The 19,690-nt window shown below is 71.4% G+C and carries 16 protein-coding genes; 6 read left to right on the forward strand and 10 right to left on the reverse strand.

All coding sequences use genetic code 11. The features are described 5' to 3' along the window. Positions 1 to 10: 10 nt before the first annotated feature. The gene (locus ACWGO8_RS07325) at positions 11 to 1,591 is read left to right on the forward strand and encodes an alpha/beta fold hydrolase (protein WP_452042429.1); all 1,581 of its coding nucleotides are present in this window, start codon (positions 11 to 13) and stop codon (positions 1,589 to 1,591) included. Positions 1,592 to 1,617: 26 nt separating this feature from the next. On the opposite strand, the gene ACWGO8_RS07330 is transcribed toward ACWGO8_RS07325, so the two are convergent. The 4 genes from ACWGO8_RS07330 to ACWGO8_RS07345 all read right to left on the reverse strand — a co-directional run bounded on the left by ACWGO8_RS07330 (position 1,618) and on the right by ACWGO8_RS07345 (position 6,821). Then, positions 1,618 to 2,523, reverse strand: a complete 906-nt coding sequence (locus tag ACWGO8_RS07330; RefSeq protein WP_452042430.1) for a serine hydrolase — start codon at positions 2,521 to 2,523, stop codon at positions 1,618 to 1,620. Between the two features lie 98 nt (positions 2,524 to 2,621). Then, complete coding sequence (locus ACWGO8_RS07335; RefSeq protein WP_452042431.1) at positions 2,622 to 4,592, reverse strand: M13 family metallopeptidase; 1,971 nt, start codon at positions 4,590 to 4,592, stop codon at positions 2,622 to 2,624. Positions 4,593 to 4,750: 158 nt separating this feature from the next. Beyond that, positions 4,751 to 5,452, reverse strand: coding sequence for a potassium channel family protein (locus ACWGO8_RS07340; protein WP_452042432.1), 702 nt, complete (start codon positions 5,450 to 5,452; stop codon positions 4,751 to 4,753). Beyond that, the gene (locus ACWGO8_RS07345) at positions 5,445 to 6,821 is read right to left on the reverse strand and encodes a TrkH family potassium uptake protein (RefSeq protein ID WP_452042433.1); all 1,377 of its coding nucleotides are present in this window, start codon (positions 6,819 to 6,821) and stop codon (positions 5,445 to 5,447) included. Before ACWGO8_RS07345 ends, ACWGO8_RS07340 begins: the two co-directional genes overlap by 8 nt. Before the next feature lie 212 nt (positions 6,822 to 7,033). Here ACWGO8_RS07345 and ACWGO8_RS07350 point away from each other — a divergent pair, with 212 nt between their 5' ends. Then, on the forward strand, positions 7,034 to 7,690 hold the full coding sequence (locus tag ACWGO8_RS07350) for a DUF305 domain-containing protein (RefSeq protein WP_452042434.1): 657 nt from the start codon (positions 7,034 to 7,036) through the stop codon (positions 7,688 to 7,690). Positions 7,691 to 7,793: 103 nt separating this feature from the next. Here the strand turns inward: ACWGO8_RS07350 and ACWGO8_RS07355 are convergent, their stop codons facing one another. Continuing rightward, positions 7,794 to 9,584, reverse strand: a complete 1,791-nt coding sequence (locus ACWGO8_RS07355) for an LVIVD repeat-containing protein (RefSeq protein WP_452042435.1) — start codon at positions 9,582 to 9,584, stop codon at positions 7,794 to 7,796. A 323-nt stretch (positions 9,585 to 9,907) separates the two neighbouring features. On the opposite strand from ACWGO8_RS07355, the gene ACWGO8_RS07360 reads away from it, so the two are divergent. Continuing rightward, entirely contained in the window at positions 9,908 to 11,257 is a 1,350-nt protein-coding gene (locus ACWGO8_RS07360; protein ID WP_452042436.1) for an MATE family efflux transporter, read from the forward strand. Positions 11,258 to 11,518: 261 nt separating this feature from the next. Here the strand turns inward: ACWGO8_RS07360 and ACWGO8_RS07365 are convergent, their stop codons facing one another. The 4 genes from ACWGO8_RS07365 to tdh form a co-directional block, all read right to left on the reverse strand. Beyond that, entirely contained in the window at positions 11,519 to 12,586 is a 1,068-nt protein-coding gene (locus tag ACWGO8_RS07365) for a LacI family DNA-binding transcriptional regulator (RefSeq protein WP_452042437.1), read from the reverse strand. A 219-nt stretch (positions 12,587 to 12,805) separates the two neighbouring features. Continuing rightward, entirely contained in the window at positions 12,806 to 13,237 is a 432-nt protein-coding gene (locus ACWGO8_RS07370) for an SRPBCC domain-containing protein (protein WP_452042438.1), read from the reverse strand. Positions 13,238 to 13,295: 58 nt separating this feature from the next. Continuing rightward, complete coding sequence (locus ACWGO8_RS07375) at positions 13,296 to 14,486, reverse strand: glycine C-acetyltransferase (protein ID WP_452042439.1); 1,191 nt, start codon at positions 14,484 to 14,486, stop codon at positions 13,296 to 13,298. Positions 14,487 to 14,488: 2 nt separating this feature from the next. Next, complete coding sequence (gene tdh, locus ACWGO8_RS07380; protein ID WP_452042440.1) at positions 14,489 to 15,532, reverse strand: L-threonine 3-dehydrogenase; 1,044 nt, start codon at positions 15,530 to 15,532, stop codon at positions 14,489 to 14,491. 501 nt (positions 15,533 to 16,033) lie between these two features. Between tdh and ACWGO8_RS07385 the strand changes: the two genes are divergently transcribed. The 3 genes from ACWGO8_RS07385 (at position 16,034) to ACWGO8_RS07395 (ending at position 19,062) form a co-directional block, all read left to right on the forward strand. Continuing rightward, the gene (locus tag ACWGO8_RS07385) at positions 16,034 to 17,422 is read left to right on the forward strand and encodes an MFS transporter (RefSeq protein WP_452042441.1); all 1,389 of its coding nucleotides are present in this window, start codon (positions 16,034 to 16,036) and stop codon (positions 17,420 to 17,422) included. A 121-nt stretch (positions 17,423 to 17,543) separates the two neighbouring features. After that, positions 17,544 to 18,239 carry an endonuclease NucS gene (gene nucS / locus ACWGO8_RS07390; RefSeq protein WP_452042442.1) on the forward strand — a complete coding sequence of 232 codons (696 nt, stop codon included), beginning with the start codon at positions 17,544 to 17,546 and terminating at the stop codon, positions 18,237 to 18,239. Between the two features lie 136 nt (positions 18,240 to 18,375). After that, on the forward strand, positions 18,376 to 19,062 hold the full coding sequence (locus ACWGO8_RS07395) for an HAD hydrolase-like protein (RefSeq protein ID WP_452042443.1): 687 nt from the start codon (positions 18,376 to 18,378) through the stop codon (positions 19,060 to 19,062). Between the two features lie 25 nt (positions 19,063 to 19,087). On the opposite strand, the gene ACWGO8_RS07400 is transcribed toward ACWGO8_RS07395, so the two are convergent. Next, positions 19,088 to 19,495 carry a hypothetical protein gene (locus ACWGO8_RS07400; RefSeq protein ID WP_452042444.1) on the reverse strand — a complete coding sequence of 136 codons (408 nt, stop codon included), beginning with the start codon at positions 19,493 to 19,495 and terminating at the stop codon, positions 19,088 to 19,090. Between the last annotated feature and the right edge of the window lie 195 nt (positions 19,496 to 19,690).

Genomic DNA, 19,690 nt, shown 5'->3' on the forward strand with positions numbered 1-19,690 from the left:
GACTGCGGTCATGTCGCCGACCCGCGAGTTCCGCCGCGGCGAGGACGTCGTCGTGATCCACGAGTCGGGCAGGCCCGACGGACCCGACTACGTGCTCGTGCACGGGCTCGGCATGGCGCACGACTACTGGTCGGAGCTCGCCGCGGTGCTCGAGCCGACCGGCACGGTGCACGCGCTCGACCTGCCCGGCTTCGGCGACGCGCCCGAGCCCCGCGAGCCGTTGAGCATGCCCGCCGCGGGGGAGCTCCTCGCGGAGCTGCTCGTCGCCGAGGGGATCGACCGGCCGGTGCTCGTCGGGCATTCGACGGGCGCGCAGGTCGCCGCGGAGACGGCGGCGCGGCATCCGGAGCTCGTCGACCGCCTCGTGCTCATCGCGCCGACCGTGAACCCGCGGGAGCGCACACTCGGCAAGCAGACCCTGCGGTTCCTGCAGGACATCGCCCTGGTGCATCCGAAGGCCCTGGGCTACGGCATCGCGCTCTACGCGAGGGCGGGCCCGCGCTGGTACGCGGCGAACCTGCGGCCGATGCTCGACCACAGGATCGAGCTGATCCTGCCCGAGATCGCGGCGCCGACGCTCGTCATCCGCGGCGAGCACGACCGCATCGTGCCGCGGGAGTGGGCGGAGGAGGTCGCGCGGCTCGTGCCCGACGGCCGCTACGCGGAGGTGCCGGGCCGCGGGCACGAGACCATGATCCGGGCCGGACGGCGCGTCGGCGAGCTCATCGTGCGGCACGCGCAGGGACTGCCGGCCGGGCGTCCCGTCTCGCTGGTCGACGCGCCCGCCGACGAGGCACCGCACCTCGGCGTGCCGGCCGCGCTCGGCGTGATGGCCCGCGACTACGCGTTCGCGGGATGGCATCAGCTCGCGGTGTTCGGCGCCGGACACGAGCCCGCCGGATGGCGCCACGGCGACCCCGGCAAGCCGCAGGTCGTGCTGCTGCCCGGCGTCTACGAGCACTGGTCGTTCCTGCGACCGCTCGGCGACGCGCTGCACGCGGCCGGACACCGCGTCGTCGTCGTGCACGGCATGCGCGCGAACCGGCGTCCGATCGCCGAGACCGCCGCGCGGGTCGCGAAGGCGCTCGCGAGGTCGGCCCCGCCGCCCGCCGGACGCGTGATCGTGGCGCACAGCAAGGGCGGGCTCATCGGCAAGCACGTGCTCATCGACGACGAGGGCGAAGCGCTCGGCGTGCGCGGAGTCGTGGCGATCTGCACGCCGTTCGCGGGCGCGCGGCGGGCGCGGCTCTTCGCCGACCCGAGCATCCGGGGGCTGCTGCCGAGCGACGAGACGATCGTGATGCTCGGGGACGCGGCATCCGTGAACGCGCGCATCGTCTCGGTGTTCGGCACGTTCGACCCGCACGTGCCCGACGGCAGCGCGCTCGAGGGCGCGACGAACGTGCGGGTTCCGGTCGCGGGCCACTTCCGCGTGCTCGCGGCGCCCGAGACGCTGGAGGCGGTGCGCGAGGGGATCGCGCTGCTCACGCAGGACCCGACGCGCGCGGATGACGTCGACCTCGCCGACCTGGCCGACGCGGCGGGCACTCCGGGCACGGCCGAACAGTCGGAACGGTCGTCGCCCCAGTGACGTGACGAATCCGCCTCGGGAGGGGCTCAGTGCACGTACTCGAGCAGGTCCAGCCCGACCTGGCGCATGCCGTCGAGCACAGCGAGACGCGAGGTGAGCATCGTGTCGGCGAAGTACATCGACACCGCGTAGGCGACGCTCGCACGCGGACCGCGGAGCACGCCGACCTCACTGCGCACGCCGCCGTCGGTGCCCGTCTTGTTCATGAGCAGCACGCCGTGGTCGGGCATGCGGTGCGCGAGCGGGTCGAGGCCGAACGCGGATGCCACGAGCGAGAGGTCGGCGTTGAGCGAGAGCCAGCCGACGACGCGCTGCGAGACCTCGGGGCTCACGACCTCGCCGCGGGCGAGCGACGCGAAGAGCCAGGTGAGCTCCTTCGCCGAGCCGATCGACAGTTGGGGGGCGTCGTCGGGACCGCGGTGGTCGCGCACGAGGTCGAGCAGCGCGGTGCGGGTGAGGCCGAGCGCCTCGGTGCGGGCGCGCACCGACTCGAGGCCGACGTGGCGGATGAGGACGTTGGTCGCGAGATTGTCGCTGGAGGCGCCGATGAGCGCTGCGAGGTCGGCCAGCGGCAGCGACGGCGACTGCATGTGCTGCCAGATGCCGGAGTCGCCGACCGCGTCGCGCGGGGCGCGGTCGAGCACCGTGAACGCCTCGGCCGTGGCGCCCGCCAGCCGCGACGCGACCTCCACGAGCAGCAGGACCTTGCCGATCGACGCGGTGGGCATCACGACGTGGTCGTCGACCGAGAAGAGCACCTTGCCGGTGGCGAGGTCGGTCGCGCGCGCCGACACCTGCACGCCCGCGAGCGCGAGTTCGCCGAGCGCGTCGAACCCGCGTGTGAAGTCCTCGTTGTGCTCGTCCGTGCGGTGTCGTCCCCTCCGGATGCTCGCGTGGCGCGCTCGCCGCTCGGAACCCTGCGACGACGTCACCACGGTGATTGCACGCTCTTCCTCGGACGGTCGGCGCTCCCCCACCGCGGTCAGCGGCGCGCTCGAGAAGTTCGGATCGGTTGGTTGTTGCGGGTGGCCTACCAGATCGTCACCCGCTCGGCCGGATCGAGCCAGAGGGCGTCGTCGTCAGTCACACCGAAGCCAGTGTAGAACTCGTCGATGTTCCTCACGATCTGGTTGCACCGGAACTCGTTCGGCGAGTGCGGATCGATCGCCAGGAGGCGGATGACCTCCTCGTCACGGCCCTTCATCTGCCAGGCCTGCGCCCACGAGAGGAAGAACCGCTGGGCCCCCGAGAGGCCCTCGACGGCGGCCGGCTTCTTGCCGTCCAGCGACAGCAGGTAGGCCTTCCAGGCGATGGCGAGCCCCCCGAGGTCGCCGATGTTCTCCCCGATCGTGAGGGCGCCGTTCACGTGGTGGTCGTCGCCGCCCTCCCCGTCGAGCTGCGCCGGCGTCAGTGCGTCGTACTGCGCGATGAGCGCCTTGGTGCGGTCCTCGAACGCGGCCCGGTCGGCCTCAGTCCACCAGTCGGTGAGCCGGCCGTCGCCGTCGTACTTCGAGCCCTGGTCGTCGAACCCGTGCCCGATCTCGTGGCCGATGACCGCGCCGATCGCGCCGTAGTTGGCGGCGGCGTCGCGGTCGGCGTCGAAGAACGGGTACTGCAGGATGGCCGCCGGGAACACGATCTCGTTGAAGCCCGGGTTGTAGTACGCATTGATCGTCTGCGGCGTCATGAACCACTCGTCGCGATCGATCGGCTTGCCGATCTTGCCGAGCTCGCGGTTGAACTCGAACTCCGCGGTCGCGCGCACGTTGCCCACGAGGTCGTCGGCGTCGATCTCGAGCGTCGAGTAGTCGCGCCACTTCACGGGGAAGCCGATCTTCGGCGTGAACTTCCCGAGCTTCTCCAGCGCCTTGGCCCGGGTCTCGTCGCCCATCCAGTCGAGCGCCGCGATCGATTCGCGGTAGGCCTCGACGAGGTTGGCGACGAGGTCGTCCATGGCCTCCTTCGCCGCGGGCGGGAAGTGGCGCTCCACGTAGATGCGGCCGACGGCCTCGCCCATGGCGCCCTCGACGAGCGAGACGCCGCGCTTCCACCGCTCGCGCATCTGCGGCGTGCCGGTCAGCGTGCGGCCGTAGAAGTCGAAGTTCGCCTCGACGAAGTCGTTCGACAGGTAGGCGGCCGTCGAGCGGATGACCTGCCACGCCAGCCAGTCCTTCCACGCCTCGAGGCGCTCCTCGGTGAGCAGGCCGCCGAGGGCCTCGACGAACGACGGCTCGCGCAGCACGAGCTCGGCGAACGCGCCCTCGGGCACGCCCATGGCGTCGCGCCACACCTGCAGGTCGAGGGACGACGCGGCCGCGGCATCCGCCCACGCGTAGAGGTTGTACGTCTTCTCGCTGTCGCGCGTGTCGACGTTGTTCCAGTGCGCCTTCGCGAGGTCGGTCTCGAGGTCGAACACGCGCACCGCGCGATCGGCCGCGTCGGGGAGCTTCGCCAGCGCGAACATGCGCTCGAGGTGCGCGCCGTAGGCCGTGCGCACGGCGGCGAAGCGCTCCTCGCGGAAGTAGCTCTCGTCGGGCAGGCCGATGCCGCCCTGCTCGACGAACACGAGGTAGCGTTCGGGGTCGCCCGGGTCGTTGTCGACGTAGAGCTGCACGAGCCCGGCCACGCCCTGGCGCTCGAGCCGGCCGAGCGTGTCGAGGAACGATTCGACCGAGTTCACGAGCGAGACCTCGACGAGCTGCGCGGCGATGGGCGTGGCGCCCAGCAGGTCGGCGCGCTGCTCGTTCATGAAGCTCGCGTAGAGGTCGCCGACCTTGCGGGCCTCGGTGCCCGGATCGGCCTGCTGCGCCTCCTCGATGATCTCGCGCACGGCCTTCTCGGCCTCCTCGTGCAGCACGAGGAACGAGCCGTAGCGGGCCTTGTCGGCCGGGATCTCCGTACGTTCGATCCACTTGCCGTTGACGTGCCGGAAGAGGTCGTCCTGCGGGCGCACCTCGTCGTCGAGTTCGTCCTTCGCGATGCCTGAGGGGAGCTTCGTCATCCCCACAGCCTACGGTGGCCCCGGGGCCCGGCGGATGCCCCGACGGCGCGTCTCTCGGCGCACTTGCAGCCTCGGGCTCACCCGGTGGCTGAGGGAGCGCCCGGCGGAGCCGGACGCGTCTCGAGACCCCGGCGCCCCGGCCCGCGGCATCCGCCCGCTCAGCGCAGCTGCGCGAACCCCTCGGCCTTGCGCGTCGGCCCCACGATGAGGATCGTGTCGTCGGCACCGAGCACGGTCTCGGCGTCGGCGTTCGTCCAGTCGGCGCCCGGCTTCTTGTAGGCCGCGATGGTCACGCCGAACTCCTTGCGCAGGCCGGTCCTGCCGAGCGGGATGCCCCACAGGCGCTCGGGCGGCGCGGACTTCACGATCGCGTAGCCGCGCTCGATCTCGATGTAGTCGAGCGCGGCGCCGCGCACGAGGTGCGCGACCTTGCGGCCCATGTCGCTCTCGGGCTGGACGACGTGGTGCACGCCGATCTGCTCGAGGATGACGGCGTGCTCCGCGCTGTCGGCCTTCGCCCAGATCGACGGCAGCCCCATCGAGAGCAGGGCCGACGACGTGAGGATCGACGCCTCGAGGTTGCCGCCGATCGCCACCACGACCCGATCGAACTGGTCGATCGAGAGCTGGCGCAGCACCTCGGGCTTGGTCGGATCGGCGCGCACCACCTGCGTGAGCTGGCCGTTGAGGCTCTGCACGTTGTCCTCGCGGATGTCGACGCCGAGCACCTCGGTGCCGCCCGCCATGAGCTCGAGCGCGAGCGACCGGCCGAACCGGCCGAGCCCGATGACTGCGACCGAGTCGGCCTCGGCGATGCGTCGCGTGTACCCCTGGTCGCCGAACAACGATCGTCTAGCCAACGACGGGCCTCTCTCTCGGGAACTCGTAGAGGATGCGGCGGTCGCGCAGGATGAGCGCACTGCCGAGCGTGAGCGGACCGACACGGCCGAGGAGCATGAGCAGGACGAGCAGGACCTTGGCGGAATCGGGCAGTTCGGGCGTGATCCCGGTCGACATCCCGGTCGTGCTGAACGCCGAGATCACCTCGAACAGGATGCGGTCGAGCGAGATGTCGGTGAGCTGGAGCAGCAGGAGCGTGGGCCCGACGACCGCGGCGACGGCCACGAGCACGACCGTGATGGCCTGGCGGTGCACGGCGCGCGACAACCGCTTGCCGAAGATGTTCACCTGCGCCTCGCCGCGGAACTCGGCGATCATGACGAAGAACAGCACGAGGAAGGTCGTGATGCGGATGCCGCCGCCGACGCTCGCGGGCCCCGTGCCGATGAACATCAGCACGTCGGTCGCGAACCAGCTCTCGCCCGTCATGGCGTTGATGTCCACCGTGTTGAACCCGGCCGATCTCGTCATGACCGACGCGAAGAACCCGGCGAGCAGCTTCGTCCCCGGATCGAGCGGGCCGAGGGTGCCGGGATTCGACCACTCCACCGCCGTGAAGTACGCCCACCCGCCGAGGAGCAGCAGGATCGTGCCCACGACCACGAGGTTCGTGTTCATGCTCCAGCGCAGCGGACGCCGCCAGTCCTTCCAGAGCTGCGCGATGACGGGGAAGCCCAGGCCGCCGAGGATGACCGCGGCGCAGACCGGCAGGCACACGAACGGGTCTCCGACGAAGCCCATCATGCTGTCGGACTGCAGGGTGAAGCCCAGGTTCGTGAACGCCGAGATCGACGTGAACGAGGCGTTCCAGACGGCCTCGCCGACGTCCCAGTCGTAGTAGGTGACGTAGCGGAGGAACAGCAGCGCGGCGACCACCGCCTCGATGAGCAGCGTGATGCCGATGACCGACCGCACCAGGTGGCGCAGGTCGGTGAACCCCTCGGCGCGGAACTCGCCGGCGGCGTTCAGCCGGGTGCGCAGCGAGAGGCGGCGCGCGAGCAGCACGCCGACGAGCGCCGCCGACACGAGGATGCCGAGGCCGCCGAGCTGGGTCAGCACGATGATGGTGAGCTGGCCGAGGAACGTCCAGTGCGTCGCGGTGTCGACCGAGTTGAGCCCGGTGGTCGTCACAGCGGATGCCGCGGTGAAGAGCGCGTCGACGAACGTCGTGGAGCGGCCGCGCATCGTCATCCCCGGCAGGAGCAGCAGCAGCGTGCCCGCGGTGATGGCGCCCAGGAACCCGACGACCACCACCTGCGCCGGGTGCAGTCTGAATCGACGGCGCAGTTGCTCTGCCGGGCCCTCTTCGGCCCGCCTGCGGGTGGCCACGGGCACACCATACGCCCGCGCTCGGACGTTCGGCAGCAGGTTGCCGCCGTGCCCGTCGAGCGAGCGGGTCGTCGGATGCCGCTCGGTATGCGTTTGCCGCGGGCTTCGACATCTCGCCCGAATTCGGGTTGACTGGGGTGCATCCGCATGGCCGCGGGTCGACGCCGGACCGGCGCTCGGCGGCGGTCCGGCGCATCGAACGAGGGAGCGGGATGACGGCGACGGGGCGACCACTGCAGCTCGGGATGGTGGTCGTGCTCGCGCTCGGCCTGACCGCGTGCACGGTCGGCGGTGAGCCCGCGCCGACCGACCCGGTGGTGCAGCTGGGTGCTCCCGGCCAGCCGAACCGCACGCTCACGCCCGAGGAGGTCGCGGGACTCGAGGTTCCCGAGCACGTCGACGCCGACGTGACGTTCATGCTCGACATGATCGACCACCACTCCCAGGCCCTCGTGATGACCGGCTACGTGAAGGCGCGCACCGACGACCGTGACATCCGCCTGCTCGCCGAGCGCATGGAGGTCAGCCAGGAGGACGAGATCGACCAGATGGCGCGCTGGCTCCAGGACCGCGCGCAGCCGCTGCGCGAGAACGGCCACGACGGTCACGGCGCGGGGCACGAGATGCCGGGCATGCTCACCGAGGAGCAGCTCGCGAAGCTCGAGGCGGCGAAGGGCGACGCGTTCGACACGCTGTTCCTCGAGTACATGATCCAGCACCACGAGGGCGCACTGCAGATGGTGCAGGACCTCTACAAGGCGGGTGGCGGCCAGGAGGCCTCGATCGGCCAGTTCGCGTCGCACGTCGAGGGCGACCAGGGCATCGAGATCGCCCGCATGCAGTCGATGCTCGCGGAGCGCGCGTCCTGAGTCCCAGCGCTCGATCAGTCGCGGGAGTCACCGCCGACCGCACGTGAAAGGAGGCCGGGCACGAAGCCCGGCCTCCCCTCATCCGATCAGTCGGACCCGGTCATCAGCTCCCCGCGGCAGCGAGCGCGTCGAGCGCCTGCACGAGGTTCGAATCGGCGGGCTGGCCCGACGTGCGAGCCGCATTGCCGAGGTGCGTCGAGACCGCGTTGGCGCTCGCCGACCCGCCGGCCGAGAGCTTCTCGGCCTGGTCGATCGACTTGCGCACCTGCTTGAGCGCGTTGCCCTTGAGCGTGCCGTCGCGCTCCGCCTGGTCGACGAACGACCGCACCACCGCGAAGCTCGGGTCGTGCACGAGCTTGGTCTGCGCCTGCGCGTTGAACTCGGCGAGCTGGACCTCACCGGCCGCGGCGATCTCGTTGGCCGACAGGAACTGGCTGGGCGTGAACGCGAGGCTGTCGAAGCCTCGGGCGATCTCGCTGCCCAGCACGTTGCCGTTGTACCAGTAGGTCGACCAGTAGCCACCGAGGTTGATCCCCGTCGTGCTCGGCGTGTTGATCGGGCCGCGGTCGAGGTAGGCGATCTCCTTCGGGTGGGCCGTGTCGGTGAAGTCGATCACCGAGACGCCGCCCTGGTACCAGGCCTGGACCATGATGTCGCGACCGGGCACGGGCACGAGCGAGCCGTTGTGCGCCACGCAGTTCTCCTGCGCGGTCTGCACGGCCGGGAGCTTGTAGTAGCTCCGGAACACCATCTTGCCGTCGACGATGTCGAACAGCGCGTTGGCGCCCCACTCGGGCCGGTCGGTCACGCGGCAGCGAGCGCCGGTGCCGCCGCCCCACTCGTCGGTGAAGATGACCTTCGTGCCGTCGTTGTTGAACGTCGCCGAGTGCCAGTACGAGAAGTTCACATCGGCGACCGCGTCGATCCGCACCGGGTTCGCCGGGTCGGAGATGTCGAGCAGGATGCCGTTGCCCTGGCAGGCGCCGGCGGCCAGTCCGATCTCGGGGTAGGCCGTGATGTCATGGCACGTCGTGGTGTTCGGGCTCGGCGAGTAGGCGGCGCCCGAGGGGTGCAGCGGCTGCGTCGGGCCGTTCTGCAGGCCGTTCACCGCTCCAGTCGTCGGGTCGGCGAAGATCCGCGGCTGGTTCACGATCGCCGCCGTCGCGGGTGCCGCCAGCGGCACCTTGATGACGTCGATTCGCCAGTTCGTCGGGTTCGCGCTGGTCGCGCCGCCCGTGCTGCAACCCGCCAGCTCGGTCGCCGAACGGATGCTCGACGTACCCGAGTTGTAGAGGTAGATGTTGTCGGGGTCGTCGGGGTCGGTCACCACCGTGTGCGTGTGCGATCCGCGGCACGTCTGCACCCCGGGCAGCTGCACGGGGTTGTCGATGTCGCTGATGTCGAAGATGCGCACGCCGCGGAAGCGCTCGGCCACGGGGTTCGTGATGGCGCCCGAACCGCAGTCGATGCGGCCGCGCGTCTCCTCGACCGACATGAACAGCAGGTCGCCGTAGACGGACACGTCGCCCTGGCCGCCGGGACACACGAACGCCTTGCGCAGCGTCGGGGCCGCAGCATCCGTGATGTCGTAGACCTGGAAGCCGTTGTAGCTGCCGACGATCGCGTGGTCGCCCGTGAACGCCAGGTCGGAGTTCACGTAGCTGAACTGGCCGGGAGCCGCGTCGAACGCGCCCGCGCGAGGCAGGCTCGCCAGCAGCTCGATGTTGCTCGTCGCCGTCTGCGCCCCGAGGTACCCGGGCGGCAGGTTCTCTCGTGGGTCCTCGTCAGCGGCACTTGCACTGGTGGCGGCGAACAGCGACGTCCCGAGCACGAGGGCTCCGGCCGCCGCGAGCGCTCGTCTGCGCCATCGGACGGGTGTGGGTGATGTACTCATCGGTGGTGCCCTCTCTGTACTCGTGCGTTTCGTGTCTTGTTCGCAGCGATCGACGCCCGCAGACGAGCGAGCGGCACCTCATCGTGCCGCTCGCGGCCCGTAGGCCGACCTCGCATCAACGTATCGAGGAAAGCGGTTCCAATGCATCCGTTTTCAGATGATTCCGTGTGCCCACGCAGGATTTCGTCGTCGGCGCAGGATTCGAGCGCAGCGCTCGGGGTCGGTCGCCGTGACGCGGTCAGTGGATCGTCTCGTCCTCGACATCCGCCTGCCGCCGAACGCCCGGCCCGGCAGTCGGCGGCGACGCCTAGGCTCGAGAGCACATGAGCACCACCCTCTCCAGCCGCGCGGTCGACCGCGACATCCTCCGTCTCGCCGTTCCCGCGCTCGGCGCCCTGATCGCCGAGCCGCTGTTCCTCCTCGCCGACACCGCGATGGTCGGACACCTCGGCGCGACCCCGCTGGCGGGCCTCGGCCTGGCGAGCGCCGTGCTCCAGACGATCATCGGGCTGATGGTCTTCCTCGCCTACGCGACGACGCCGTCGGTGGCGCGCCGGCTCGGTGCGGGCGACGAACGCGGTGCCGTGGCATCCGGAGTGGACGGGCTCTGGCTCGCACTCGGGCTCGGCGCGGTGCTCGCGCTGGCCGGCTGGGCGGCGACGCCGTGGCTGGTCGGGGTGTTCGGGGCATCCGCCGAGGTGACGGCCGCGGCATCCACGTACCTCTCGATCTCGATGGCCGGGCTGCCCGCCATGCTCATCGTCTTCGCGGCCACCGGCCTGCTGCGCGGCCTGCAGGACACGCGCACGCCGCTCTGGGTCGCCGGCATCGGCTTCGCCGTGAACATCGCGCTCAACGCGCTCTTCATCTACGGGTTCGGCTGGGGCATCGCCGGGTCGGCGATCGGCACGGTCGTGGCGCAGTGGGGCATGGTCGCGGTGTACCTCGTCGTCGTCGCGCGGCACGTCGGCCGCGTGGGCGCGAGTCCGTTGCCGCATCACGCCGGCGTCCTGCGCGGAGCGGTGTCGGGCGGCTGGCTCTTCCTGCGCACGGCGAGCCTGCGCGTGGCCCTGCTGCTCGCGACATGGGCGGCGACCTCGCTCGGGTCCGACGAACTCGCGGCGTACCAGGTGGCGATCACGATCTACTTCACGCTCGGGTTCGCGCTCGACGCCCTCGCGATCGCGGCGCAGGCGCTCATCGGCAAGGGGCTCGGCTCGGGCGACGTCGAGCACGTGCGCGCGGTGCTGCGTCGCTGCGTGCAGTGGGGCATCGGATCGGGCGTCGTGCTCGGCGCCGTGGTGATCGCGACGGCGTGGGTGCTGCCGGCGCTGTTCACGTCGTCGCCCGAGGTGGCGGCGCTCCTCCCGCCGTCGCTCGTCGTGCTCGGGCTGTCGGCACCGCTCGGGGGACTCGTCTTCGTGCTCGACGGGGTGCTCATCGGCGCAGGCGACGCCCGCTACCTCGCCTGGACCGGCCTCGTGAACCTCGCCGCGTTCGTGCCGCTGGCGCTCGGCACGGTCTGGTGGGCGGATGCCGCGGGCCTCCCCGGCGCGGCCTGGCTCGCGTGGCTCACTGCGTCGTTCGCGATCGGGTACCTCGCGGCGCGCGCGGTGACGCTGTCGCTCCGGGCGCGTGGCACGCGCTGGATGGTCCTGGGCGCGGCGGCCTGACGGCCCGACATCGCTTCGCTCGCTCCCCCGGTGCGGCGCACGCTGCGTCCCGCGTGACTCAGGCGACTCGGGGATGTATGTCCCAGGCGGCGGCCCACTTCGCGGAATCCCCTGAGTTACGAGGGTCCGTTGAAGTCGTGCGATCGCGGGCTTCGCCGAATTGCATGAGATTCCGGGTCATGAGTCCGTATGAGGATCCATCTCGCCGAATCTCATGCAAATGCGTGCCGGAAGTGGTCGCGCGCGCCTGCCCAGGCCGGCTCAGCCGCGCGGCGGCGCCGTCGTGCTGCCCACGTGGAGGGTGCTCGTGAACTGCACCGACTCGGCGGGCTGGCCGGGCTCGCCGTCGAGAAGGCGCACGATGGCCTCGCCCGCGGCGCGGCCCTTGGCGACCGACGGCTGCACGAGCGTCGTCAGGTCGTGCTGCAGTCCGTCGACGCGGATGCCGTCGAAGCCCACGACGCTGAGCTCGGCGGGCACCGCGATGCCGAGCTCCTCGGCCGCCCAGATCACGCCGGCGGCGAGCAGGTCGCTCTGCGCGAGGATCGCCGTCGGGCGATGCGACGGGTCGGCGAGCAAGGCGCGTCCGGCCTCGAGGCCCTCCTCGATCGAGCTCGCGGCGGTGACGCGGCCCGTCGCGTCGGGGAACACCTCGCGCGCACCGCGGAGTCGCTCCGTCGCGGTGTCGGCCGTGCTCGAGTCGACGAGCGACGAGGTGAGCGGGCCCCGCGTGCGGGCGGCGTCGAACGGGAGGGTGACGAGCCCGACATCCGTGTGCCCGAGCTCTCGCAGGTGCTCTGCGCCGCGACGCGTGGCGGCGCGGTTGTCGATGGAGATCTGCGGCACGTCCTCGCCGGGGTCGCCCTCGATGGCGACCGCCGGGATGCCGCGACGGCGGAGCGCGTCGACGGAGTGCCCGAGCCGCGGGCTGCAGCCGATGAGCACGACCGCGTCGACCGGCGCGGACTCGATGCCGACGGCGTTGCCGCCCGCCTCGCCCGTGTCGGTGAGCAGGAGCAGGCCGGCGCCGAGCGGCGCGATGCCCTCGGTGATGCCGTCGAGCATCTGGATCTTCACGGGGTCGAGGAACGCCGCGCGCACGCGCTCCTCGAGCACGACGCCGACGATGCCCGAGCGGCCGCGGCGCAGCGAGCGCGCCCGCGGGTCGGGGCCCGCGTAGCCGAGCTCGGAGGCGGCGGCGAGCACGCGCTCCTTCGTGGCATCCGACACCGGGCCGGAACCGCTGAAGGCGAGCGACGCGGTCGACGCGGAGACGCCGGCCTTCGCCGCGACGTCGGCGAGGGTGGGACGCGTTGCGGTCTCGGTCATGGGTGTGGTCGCTCCTCGGCGGCCGGCGGAACCGGCCTTCGCCCCTGATTGTAGGCCGAATCGATTCGATCCCGGCTGGGAGGCGCGGCCCGGGCGCGCCGAGCGTCGAATCCTGCGGAGATACGATCCGGCGCGCCGGTGGAGTGAGTCACGGGCCGGGGTGTCGGATCGTATATCCGCCGTTCTTGACCTGGCGAAGCGCCACCCGCCGCGACCCGCTCACTCGTGCTCCGCGAGCTCCTTCACCTTCGCGAGCGCCGAGTCCCACATGCCCTGGGCGTGGTCGCGCGCCTCGGTCGTGCGGTTGCCGTCCTGCGAGAGCGTCAACACCGTGCCGTCGCCGGCGTCCTCGAGCGTCCACGTGAGCGTGTGGTGGTTCTCGGGCACGTCCGCGTCGCCGCTCAGCGGGCTGAAGTGCGTGTTGACGAGCCGCCGCCCGGGCTCGAACTCGACGATCACGCCGTGGTCCGAGTACTCGCGCCCCTCCCACACGCCGTGCCAGCGGATGGGCCCACCGACGGTCCAGTCCGTCTCGAGCGTCGTCCCGAACATGAACTCGCGCGTGGCATCGGGGTCGGTCAGCACCGCCCAGACGCGCTCGCGCGGCGCGTCGATCGTGATCGTCGACGTCGCGACGAATCCCTCGGCCATGGTCGGCTCCCTTCGGTCGGCCCCATCGGATGCCGCGCCGTCGCGGCATCCGTCACCCTCACGACGCGGCGGCCATCACCTCGTCGCGCGCCGCGGCGAACGCCTCGACGCAGCGGCGGATCTCGTCCTCGGAGTGCGCCGCCGAGAGCTGCACGCGGATGCGCGCGAGCCCCCGCGGCACCACGGGGAAGCTGAACGCGGTGACGTACACGCCGCGCTGCTGCAGCGCGTCGGCGATGCGGGCGGTGAGCGCGGCGTCGCCGAACATGACAGGCACGATCGCGTGCTCGCCGGGGAGCAGGTCGAAGCCGGCATCCGTCATCAGCGACCGGAACAGCGCAGCGTTCGCCTTCAGCCGCTCGCGCAGCTCGCCCGACGACTCGAGCAGGTCGATCGCCTGCAGCGTGCCCGACACGATCGCGGGCGCGAGCGTGTTCGAGAAGAGGTACGGCCGCGCGCGCTGGCGCAGCAGGTCGACGACCTCCTGGCGGGCCGCGACGTAGCCGCCGGATGCCCCGCCGAGCGCCTTGCCGAACGTGCCGGTCGTGATGTCGACCCGGCCCTCGACGCCGCAGTACTCGGGCGTTCCTCGACCGTGCTCGCCGACGAACCCGACGGCGTGGGAGTCGTCGACGAAGACGAGCGCGTCGTACCGCTCGGCGAGGTCGCAGATCTCCCGCAGCGGCGCGATGTACCCGTCCATCGAGAAGACGCCGTCAGTGACGATCACGCGGCGGCGCGCGCCGGATGCCTCCTGCAGCTTCGCCTCGAGGTCGGCCATGTCGCGGTTGCGGTAGCGGAACCGCTGCGCCTTCGACAGGCGGATGCCGTCGATGATCGACGCGTGGTTGAGCTCGTCCGAGATGATCGCGTCATCCGGACCGAAGAGCACCTCGAAGACGCCGCCGTTCGCGTCGAAGCACGACGAGAAGAGGATCGTGTCGTCGTAGCCGAGGAAGTCCGAGACCTTGCGCTCGAGCTCGAGGTGCAGCTCCTGCGTGCCGCAGATGAACCGTACGCTCGCGAGCCCGTAGCCCCACTCGTCGAGGCCGCGGCGCGCGGCATCCTTGATGCGCTCGTCGTTCGCGAGGCCGAGGTAGTTGTTCGCGCAGAAGTTCAGCACGTCGCGGCCGGCGACCTCGATCTCCGAGGACTGCGGTCCGTGGATGCCGCGCTCGCGCTTCGTGAGCCCAGCGGCCTCGATCTCGTCGAGCTCCGCCTGCAGCTGCTCCTTCACCGATCCGTACACGCTCAGACCTCCGTCCAGTCGAGGATGACCTTGCCGACGCCGCCGGACGCGGCCGCGTCGAACGCCGCCCGCCACTCCCGCGCGGGGTAGCGGTCGCTGATGATGGATGCCACGCGCGAACGAAGCTCGGCGCTCGTCTGCAGCATCGCGCTCATGGAGTTCCACGTCTCGAACATCTCGCGACCGTAGATGCCCTTGAGCGTGAGCATGTGGGTCACGACCTTGCCCCAGTCGATCGCGTAGGGCTCGCTCGGCAGGCCGAGGAGCGCGATGCGTCCGCCGTGGTTCATGTTCTCGATCATCTCGGGCAGCGCCTTCGCCGAGCCCGACATCTCGAAGCCGACGTCGAAGCCTTCGCGCATGCCGAGGCGCGGCTGGACGTCGCGGATGCGCTCGCGCGACACGTCGACCGCGGCATCCGCCCCCATCGCGAGCGCCAGCTCGAGGCGCGCCGGGCTCACGTCGCTCGCGACGATGAACCGGGCGCCGACGTGGCGCGCGACCGCGATCGACATGAGGCCGATGGGGCCGCAGCCCGTGACGAGCACGTCCTCGCCGACGACCGAGAACGCCAGGGCGGTGTGCACGGCGTTGCCGAACGGATCGAAGATGGCGCCGACCTCGGGGTCGACGTCGGCGTGGTGCACCCACACGTTCTCGCCGGGGATGACCACGTACTCGGCGAACGCGCCGTCGCGGTGCAGGCCCAGGCCCTTCGTGCGGATGCACATCTGGCGGCGGCCGGCGCGGCAGTTGCGGCACATGCCGCACACGATGTGGCCCTCGCCCGAGACGCGGTCTCCGACCGAGACGTCGTGGACGAGGTCGCCCACCTCGACGACCTCGCCGTAGAACTCGTGGCCGGGGATCAGCGGCGTGCGGATCTCGGACGCGGCCCAGTCGTCCCACTGCTCGATGTGCAGGTCGGTGCCGCAGATGCCCGTGCGGAGCACCCGGATCTTGACCTCCTCGGGCCCGGTCTCGGGCTCGAGTCGGTCGACGAGTTCGAGTCCCGCTGCGGGCGCGGGCTTGTACAGGGCCTTCATCGGCGATGCCTTCTTCGTACGGGCGCCTGCGGGGTGGGCCGGCGCCGGGCTCGTGCGCCGAGGGTCACGACGCACGTCGAGGTGACCCGTTCATCGTAATCGCGGCCGCGGGTCGATGACGCCGGGGCGTGCGTCGGGGGCCGTGCGGGCGGCGGCCGGTGGTGCCGGCGAAAGGCGAGCGGATGCCGCGGCGCGTCGCTCGCGGCATCCGGCGTCGTCGAGTCACGAGAAGTCGTCGCCTGGCTCGGCAGCGAGCGACGGAAACTCGTGACTCGATGCACGTCCCACCGCATGAGCGCCGAGTCACCCGGTTTCGCCGCCCGAAAGCGGACGCTCCGCGATTCGGGGTGACTCGCGGCATCCCGCGCCCCGACAGCCCCGATCGACCGCTCCTCAAATCCGAACGTGATTCGGTAGTGGCAAATCGAATCGATTCGACTAGACTGATCGGACTCCTTCCCGCATCCGGCCCGACGAGGCCCCTTCGACGACGAGGCAGTGATGTCGCAACACCGTGACGACGAATCCGTGCTGGCCGAGCGCCCCGAGGCATCCGTGCCCGCCGACGACGAGCGCGCCACCGCGCGCCCCGGCGACGGCGCCGGCAGCCCCACCGGCACCGACTCGACCGACGGCACCGACTCGACCGACGGCACCGATGCCGCCCGCCCCCGCCGGGAGCTCACGGCCTGGCGCAACGCGGTCTTCGCGGTCTTCTTCCTCTCGGGCCTCAGCATGGCGAGCTGGGTCGCGCGCCTCCCCGCCGTGCGCGACTTCACCGAGCTCAGCACGCAGGGCGTCGGGCTCGTCATCATGGGCGGATCGATCGGCGCCGTGCTCGGCCTCATCGCCGCCCCGTGGCTGATGGCCCGCGTCGGCGCGCGCGCCGGCATGATCGGCGTGCTCGTGACCGTGTCGGTCGGCCTCGTGTCGGTCGGCGTCGGCGGCTCCCTGCTGCCGTCCGTGCCGCTCGTCGTGATCGGGCTCTTCCTGTTCGGCTTCGGCAACGGCGCGGTCGACGTGATGATGAACGTCGAGGGCGCCGAGGCCGAGCGCGAGATCGGCAAGACGCTGATGCCGCTCATGCATGCGTTCTTCAGCTTCGGCACGGTCGCCGGCGCCGGACTCGCCGCCGCGGCATCCGCGCTCGGCATCGCGGTCGCCGCGCACCTCGGCGTGATCGCACTGCTCGTCGTCGGTGGCGTCATCGTCGCGGTGCGCTACGTGCCCGTGCGCGGGGAGCTCGGCGACGGCCCGCACCCCGACGCTCCCAAGGTGCCGCTGTCGCAGCGCCTGCGCGAGAGCCTCGCGGTCTGGGCCGACGTGCGCCTGCTCCTCATCGGCGTGGTCATGCTCGGCATGTCCTTCGCCGAGGGCGGCGCCAACGACTGGCTGGCCCTCGCGGTCGTCGACGGCCACGGCTACGACGCGACGATCGGCGCGGCCGTGTTCACCGTCTTCACGATCGCCATCACCGGCGCGCGCATCGTCGGCGGCCCGCTCATCGACCGATTCGGGCGCGTGCGGATGCTGCAGGCCCTCGCCGCGATCGGCGTCGTCGGCCTCTCCCTCTTCATCTTCAGCACCGAGCCGTGGACGCTCATCCTCGGCACCGTGCTCTGGGGCATCGGCTGCTCGCTCGGCTTCCCGGTCGGCATGTCCGCCGCGGCCGACGTGCCCGACCGCCGGCTCGCCGCCTCGCGCGTGAGCGCCGTGGCGATCATCGGCTACTGCGCGTTCCTCGCCGGCCCGCCGTTCCTCGGCTTCCTCGGCGAGCACTTCGGCATCCTCAACGCGCTGCTCGTGCTCCTCGGGCTCATGGTGCTGGCGGGCATCGCGGCGCCGGCGGCGCGCGAGCAGTCTGGGCCGCGGGCGCACGTCAAGGGCTGAGGCGCGGGCCAGCCGCCTCGGCATCCGTCGCCGACCGCCGCCCCGCGGCATCCGTCGCCGACCGCTGCCCCGAGCCGCGCGCAGGGCGGAGCGCGTCGGCGCCTCGCCGTACACTCGACAGGTGCGCCTCGTCATCGCCCGCTGCTCCGTCGACTACGCGGGCCGGCTCTCCGCCCACCTGCCGCTCGCGACGCGACTGCTCATGGTGAAGGGCGACGGCAGCCTCCTCGTGCACTCCGACGGCGGCAGCTACAAGCCGCTCAACTGGATGAGCCCGCCCTGCACGCTCGAGGCCGTCCCGCCCGACGACGAGCAGCGGGAGTCCGGCATCGTCGAGGTCTGGAAGGTCACGCACAAGAAGACCGCCGATCAGCTGGTCGTGTCGATCCACGAGGTGCTGCACGACTCCGCGCACGAGCTCGGCATCGACCCGGGCCTGCAGAAGGACGGCGTCGAGGCCCACCTGCAGCAGCTGCTCGCCGAGCAGATCGAACTCCTCGGCGAGGGCCACCGCCTCGTGCGCCGTGAGTACATGACCGCAATCGGTCCCGTCGACATCCTCGCGACGGATGCCACGGGCGCCTCGGTCGCCGTCGAGCTCAAGCGCCGTGGCGACATCGACGGCGTCGAGCAGCTCACCCGCTACCTCGAGCTCATGAACCGCGACCCGCGCCTCGCGCCCGTCAGCGGGGTGTTCGCCGCGCAGGAGATCAAGCCCCAGGCGCGCACGCTCGCCGAGGACCGCGGCATCCGCTGCGTCGTGCTCGACTACGACGCCATGCGCGGCATCGACAGTGGGCACGCGAGATTGTTCTGAGACGTTTCAGCGGATTCGCAGGGTCGTGCACGAGGCGCGGAAACACGCGGATCCCATGCACTCGCATACATCACGATCGCCGAACGAGGCTCGGTACCTGAGAATGACTCAGGGTTTGCACCCGTAGGATGACACGGTGACTTCCACGATGCCCACCCAGACCCTGGCGCCCACGCGCACCTGGTCGACGGTGCTGTTCGACCTCGACGGCACGATCGTCGACTCGGCCGCCGACATCACGGCGTCGCTCGCGCACATGTTCACGGAGCTCGGACTCGACGTCCCCTCGGACGACGTGCTCCGCTCCTACGTCGGGCCCCCGCTGCTCGACAGCCTCCGCCTCACCGCCGGCTTCGACGACGCCGAGGCGTGGGAGGCCCTGAACGTCTACCGCGACCACTACGGCGAACACTTCCTCCGCTCCCCCGTCTTCCCCGGCGTCGCCGGAGTGCTGGAGCGGCTGCACGCCGCCGGCATCCCCGTCGCCCTCGCGACCTCCAAGCCCGAGTCGATGGCCCGCCAGGTGCTCGACCACGCCGGGCTCTCGCAGTACTTCACCGAGATCACCGGCGCGAGCGACGACGAGGAGCTGAGCACCAAGGCCGACGTCGTGCGCGAGGCCCTGCGCCGCCTGCAGGCCAAGGGCATCGACACCTCGAACGCCGTCATGGTCGGCGACCGCGGCTACGACACGCTCGGCGCCGCCGCGAACGGCGTGCCGACCATCCTCGTCGAGTGGGGCTACGGCTCCCCCGCCGAGGCCGCCGACACGATCGCAGTCGTGCACTCGACCGACCAGCTGCGCAACCTGCTGCTGGGCTGACTCCGCCGCGCGCGGGGCACGGGCGTCAGTAGCCGTCGGGCTTCGGCACGACGTCGACGGTGAACGTGACGGAGTCGCCGCTCTCGCTGTTGTCGAGCGTCACCTCGGTGGTCCCCACCGACTTCGCGGTGAGGCCCGGGTTGAACTGCGCGCTTCCGTCGTCGCGGCCGGGCACGAACTCCACGACCGCCGGATCGGCGATGTCGGCCGTCCAGTCGGTGTAGGTCTCGTCGTCGCCGGTCAGGTCGACGGATCCGCCCTCGGGCACCTCGACGGTCGTGCCGTCGACGTCGCCGAGGTCGACGATCACCGGCGGCAGCGCCGACGAATCCCCGCCGCTCGAGCCGCCCGACGCCGTGCAGCCCGTCAGGCCGAAGCCGCCCAGGGCCACTCCGAGCATCACTGCGACGGATGCCGCCACTCGGCCCCGCATCGCCGAACCCCTGATTCCCGACATCGCGAACCACCCCCGCGACCGATCGTACGCGGCAGCGGGTGCCACGGCACTGGTCGGCGGCGCAGCGCGCCGCCGGCCACTGCCGCGGCATCCCCACCAGTGTGAACTGGGTGAACCGCAGCCCCAACGCCCCCGCCGCGGCGGCGACCGCCCCCCCCCCCCAGTCGGTAC

This window comes from Agromyces sp. NPDC055661, assembly GCF_053618135.1.

Bases quoted from the DNA above. Each gene is read 5' to 3' on its own strand.
- ACWGO8_RS07385 (WP_452042441.1), top strand. From the start codon at position 16,034: ATGTCGCAACACCGTGACGACGAATCCGTGCTGGCCGAGCGCCCCGAG.
- ACWGO8_RS07360 (WP_452042436.1), top strand. From the start codon at position 9,908: ATGAGCACCACCCTCTCCAGCCGCGCGGTCGACCGCGACATCCTCCGT.
- ACWGO8_RS07370 (WP_452042438.1), bottom strand. From the start codon at position 13,237: ATGGCCGAGGGATTCGTCGCGACGTCGACGATCACGATCGACGCGCCG.
- ACWGO8_RS07355 (WP_452042435.1), bottom strand. From the start codon at position 9,584: ATGAGTACATCACCCACACCCGTCCGATGGCGCAGACGAGCGCTCGCG.
- ACWGO8_RS07335 (WP_452042431.1), bottom strand. From the start codon at position 4,592: ATGACGAAGCTCCCCTCAGGCATCGCGAAGGACGAACTCGACGACGAG.
- ACWGO8_RS07350 (WP_452042434.1), top strand. From the start codon at position 7,034: ATGACGGCGACGGGGCGACCACTGCAGCTCGGGATGGTGGTCGTGCTC.
- ACWGO8_RS07325 (WP_452042429.1), top strand. From the start codon at position 11: ATGTCGCCGACCCGCGAGTTCCGCCGCGGCGAGGACGTCGTCGTGATC.
- ACWGO8_RS07365 (WP_452042437.1), bottom strand. From the start codon at position 12,586: ATGACCGAGACCGCAACGCGTCCCACCCTCGCCGACGTCGCGGCGAAG.
- ACWGO8_RS07400 (WP_452042444.1), bottom strand. From the start codon at position 19,495: ATGCGGGGCCGAGTGGCGGCATCCGTCGCAGTGATGCTCGGAGTGGCC.
- tdh (WP_452042440.1), bottom strand. From the start codon at position 15,532: ATGAAGGCCCTGTACAAGCCCGCGCCCGCAGCGGGACTCGAACTCGTC.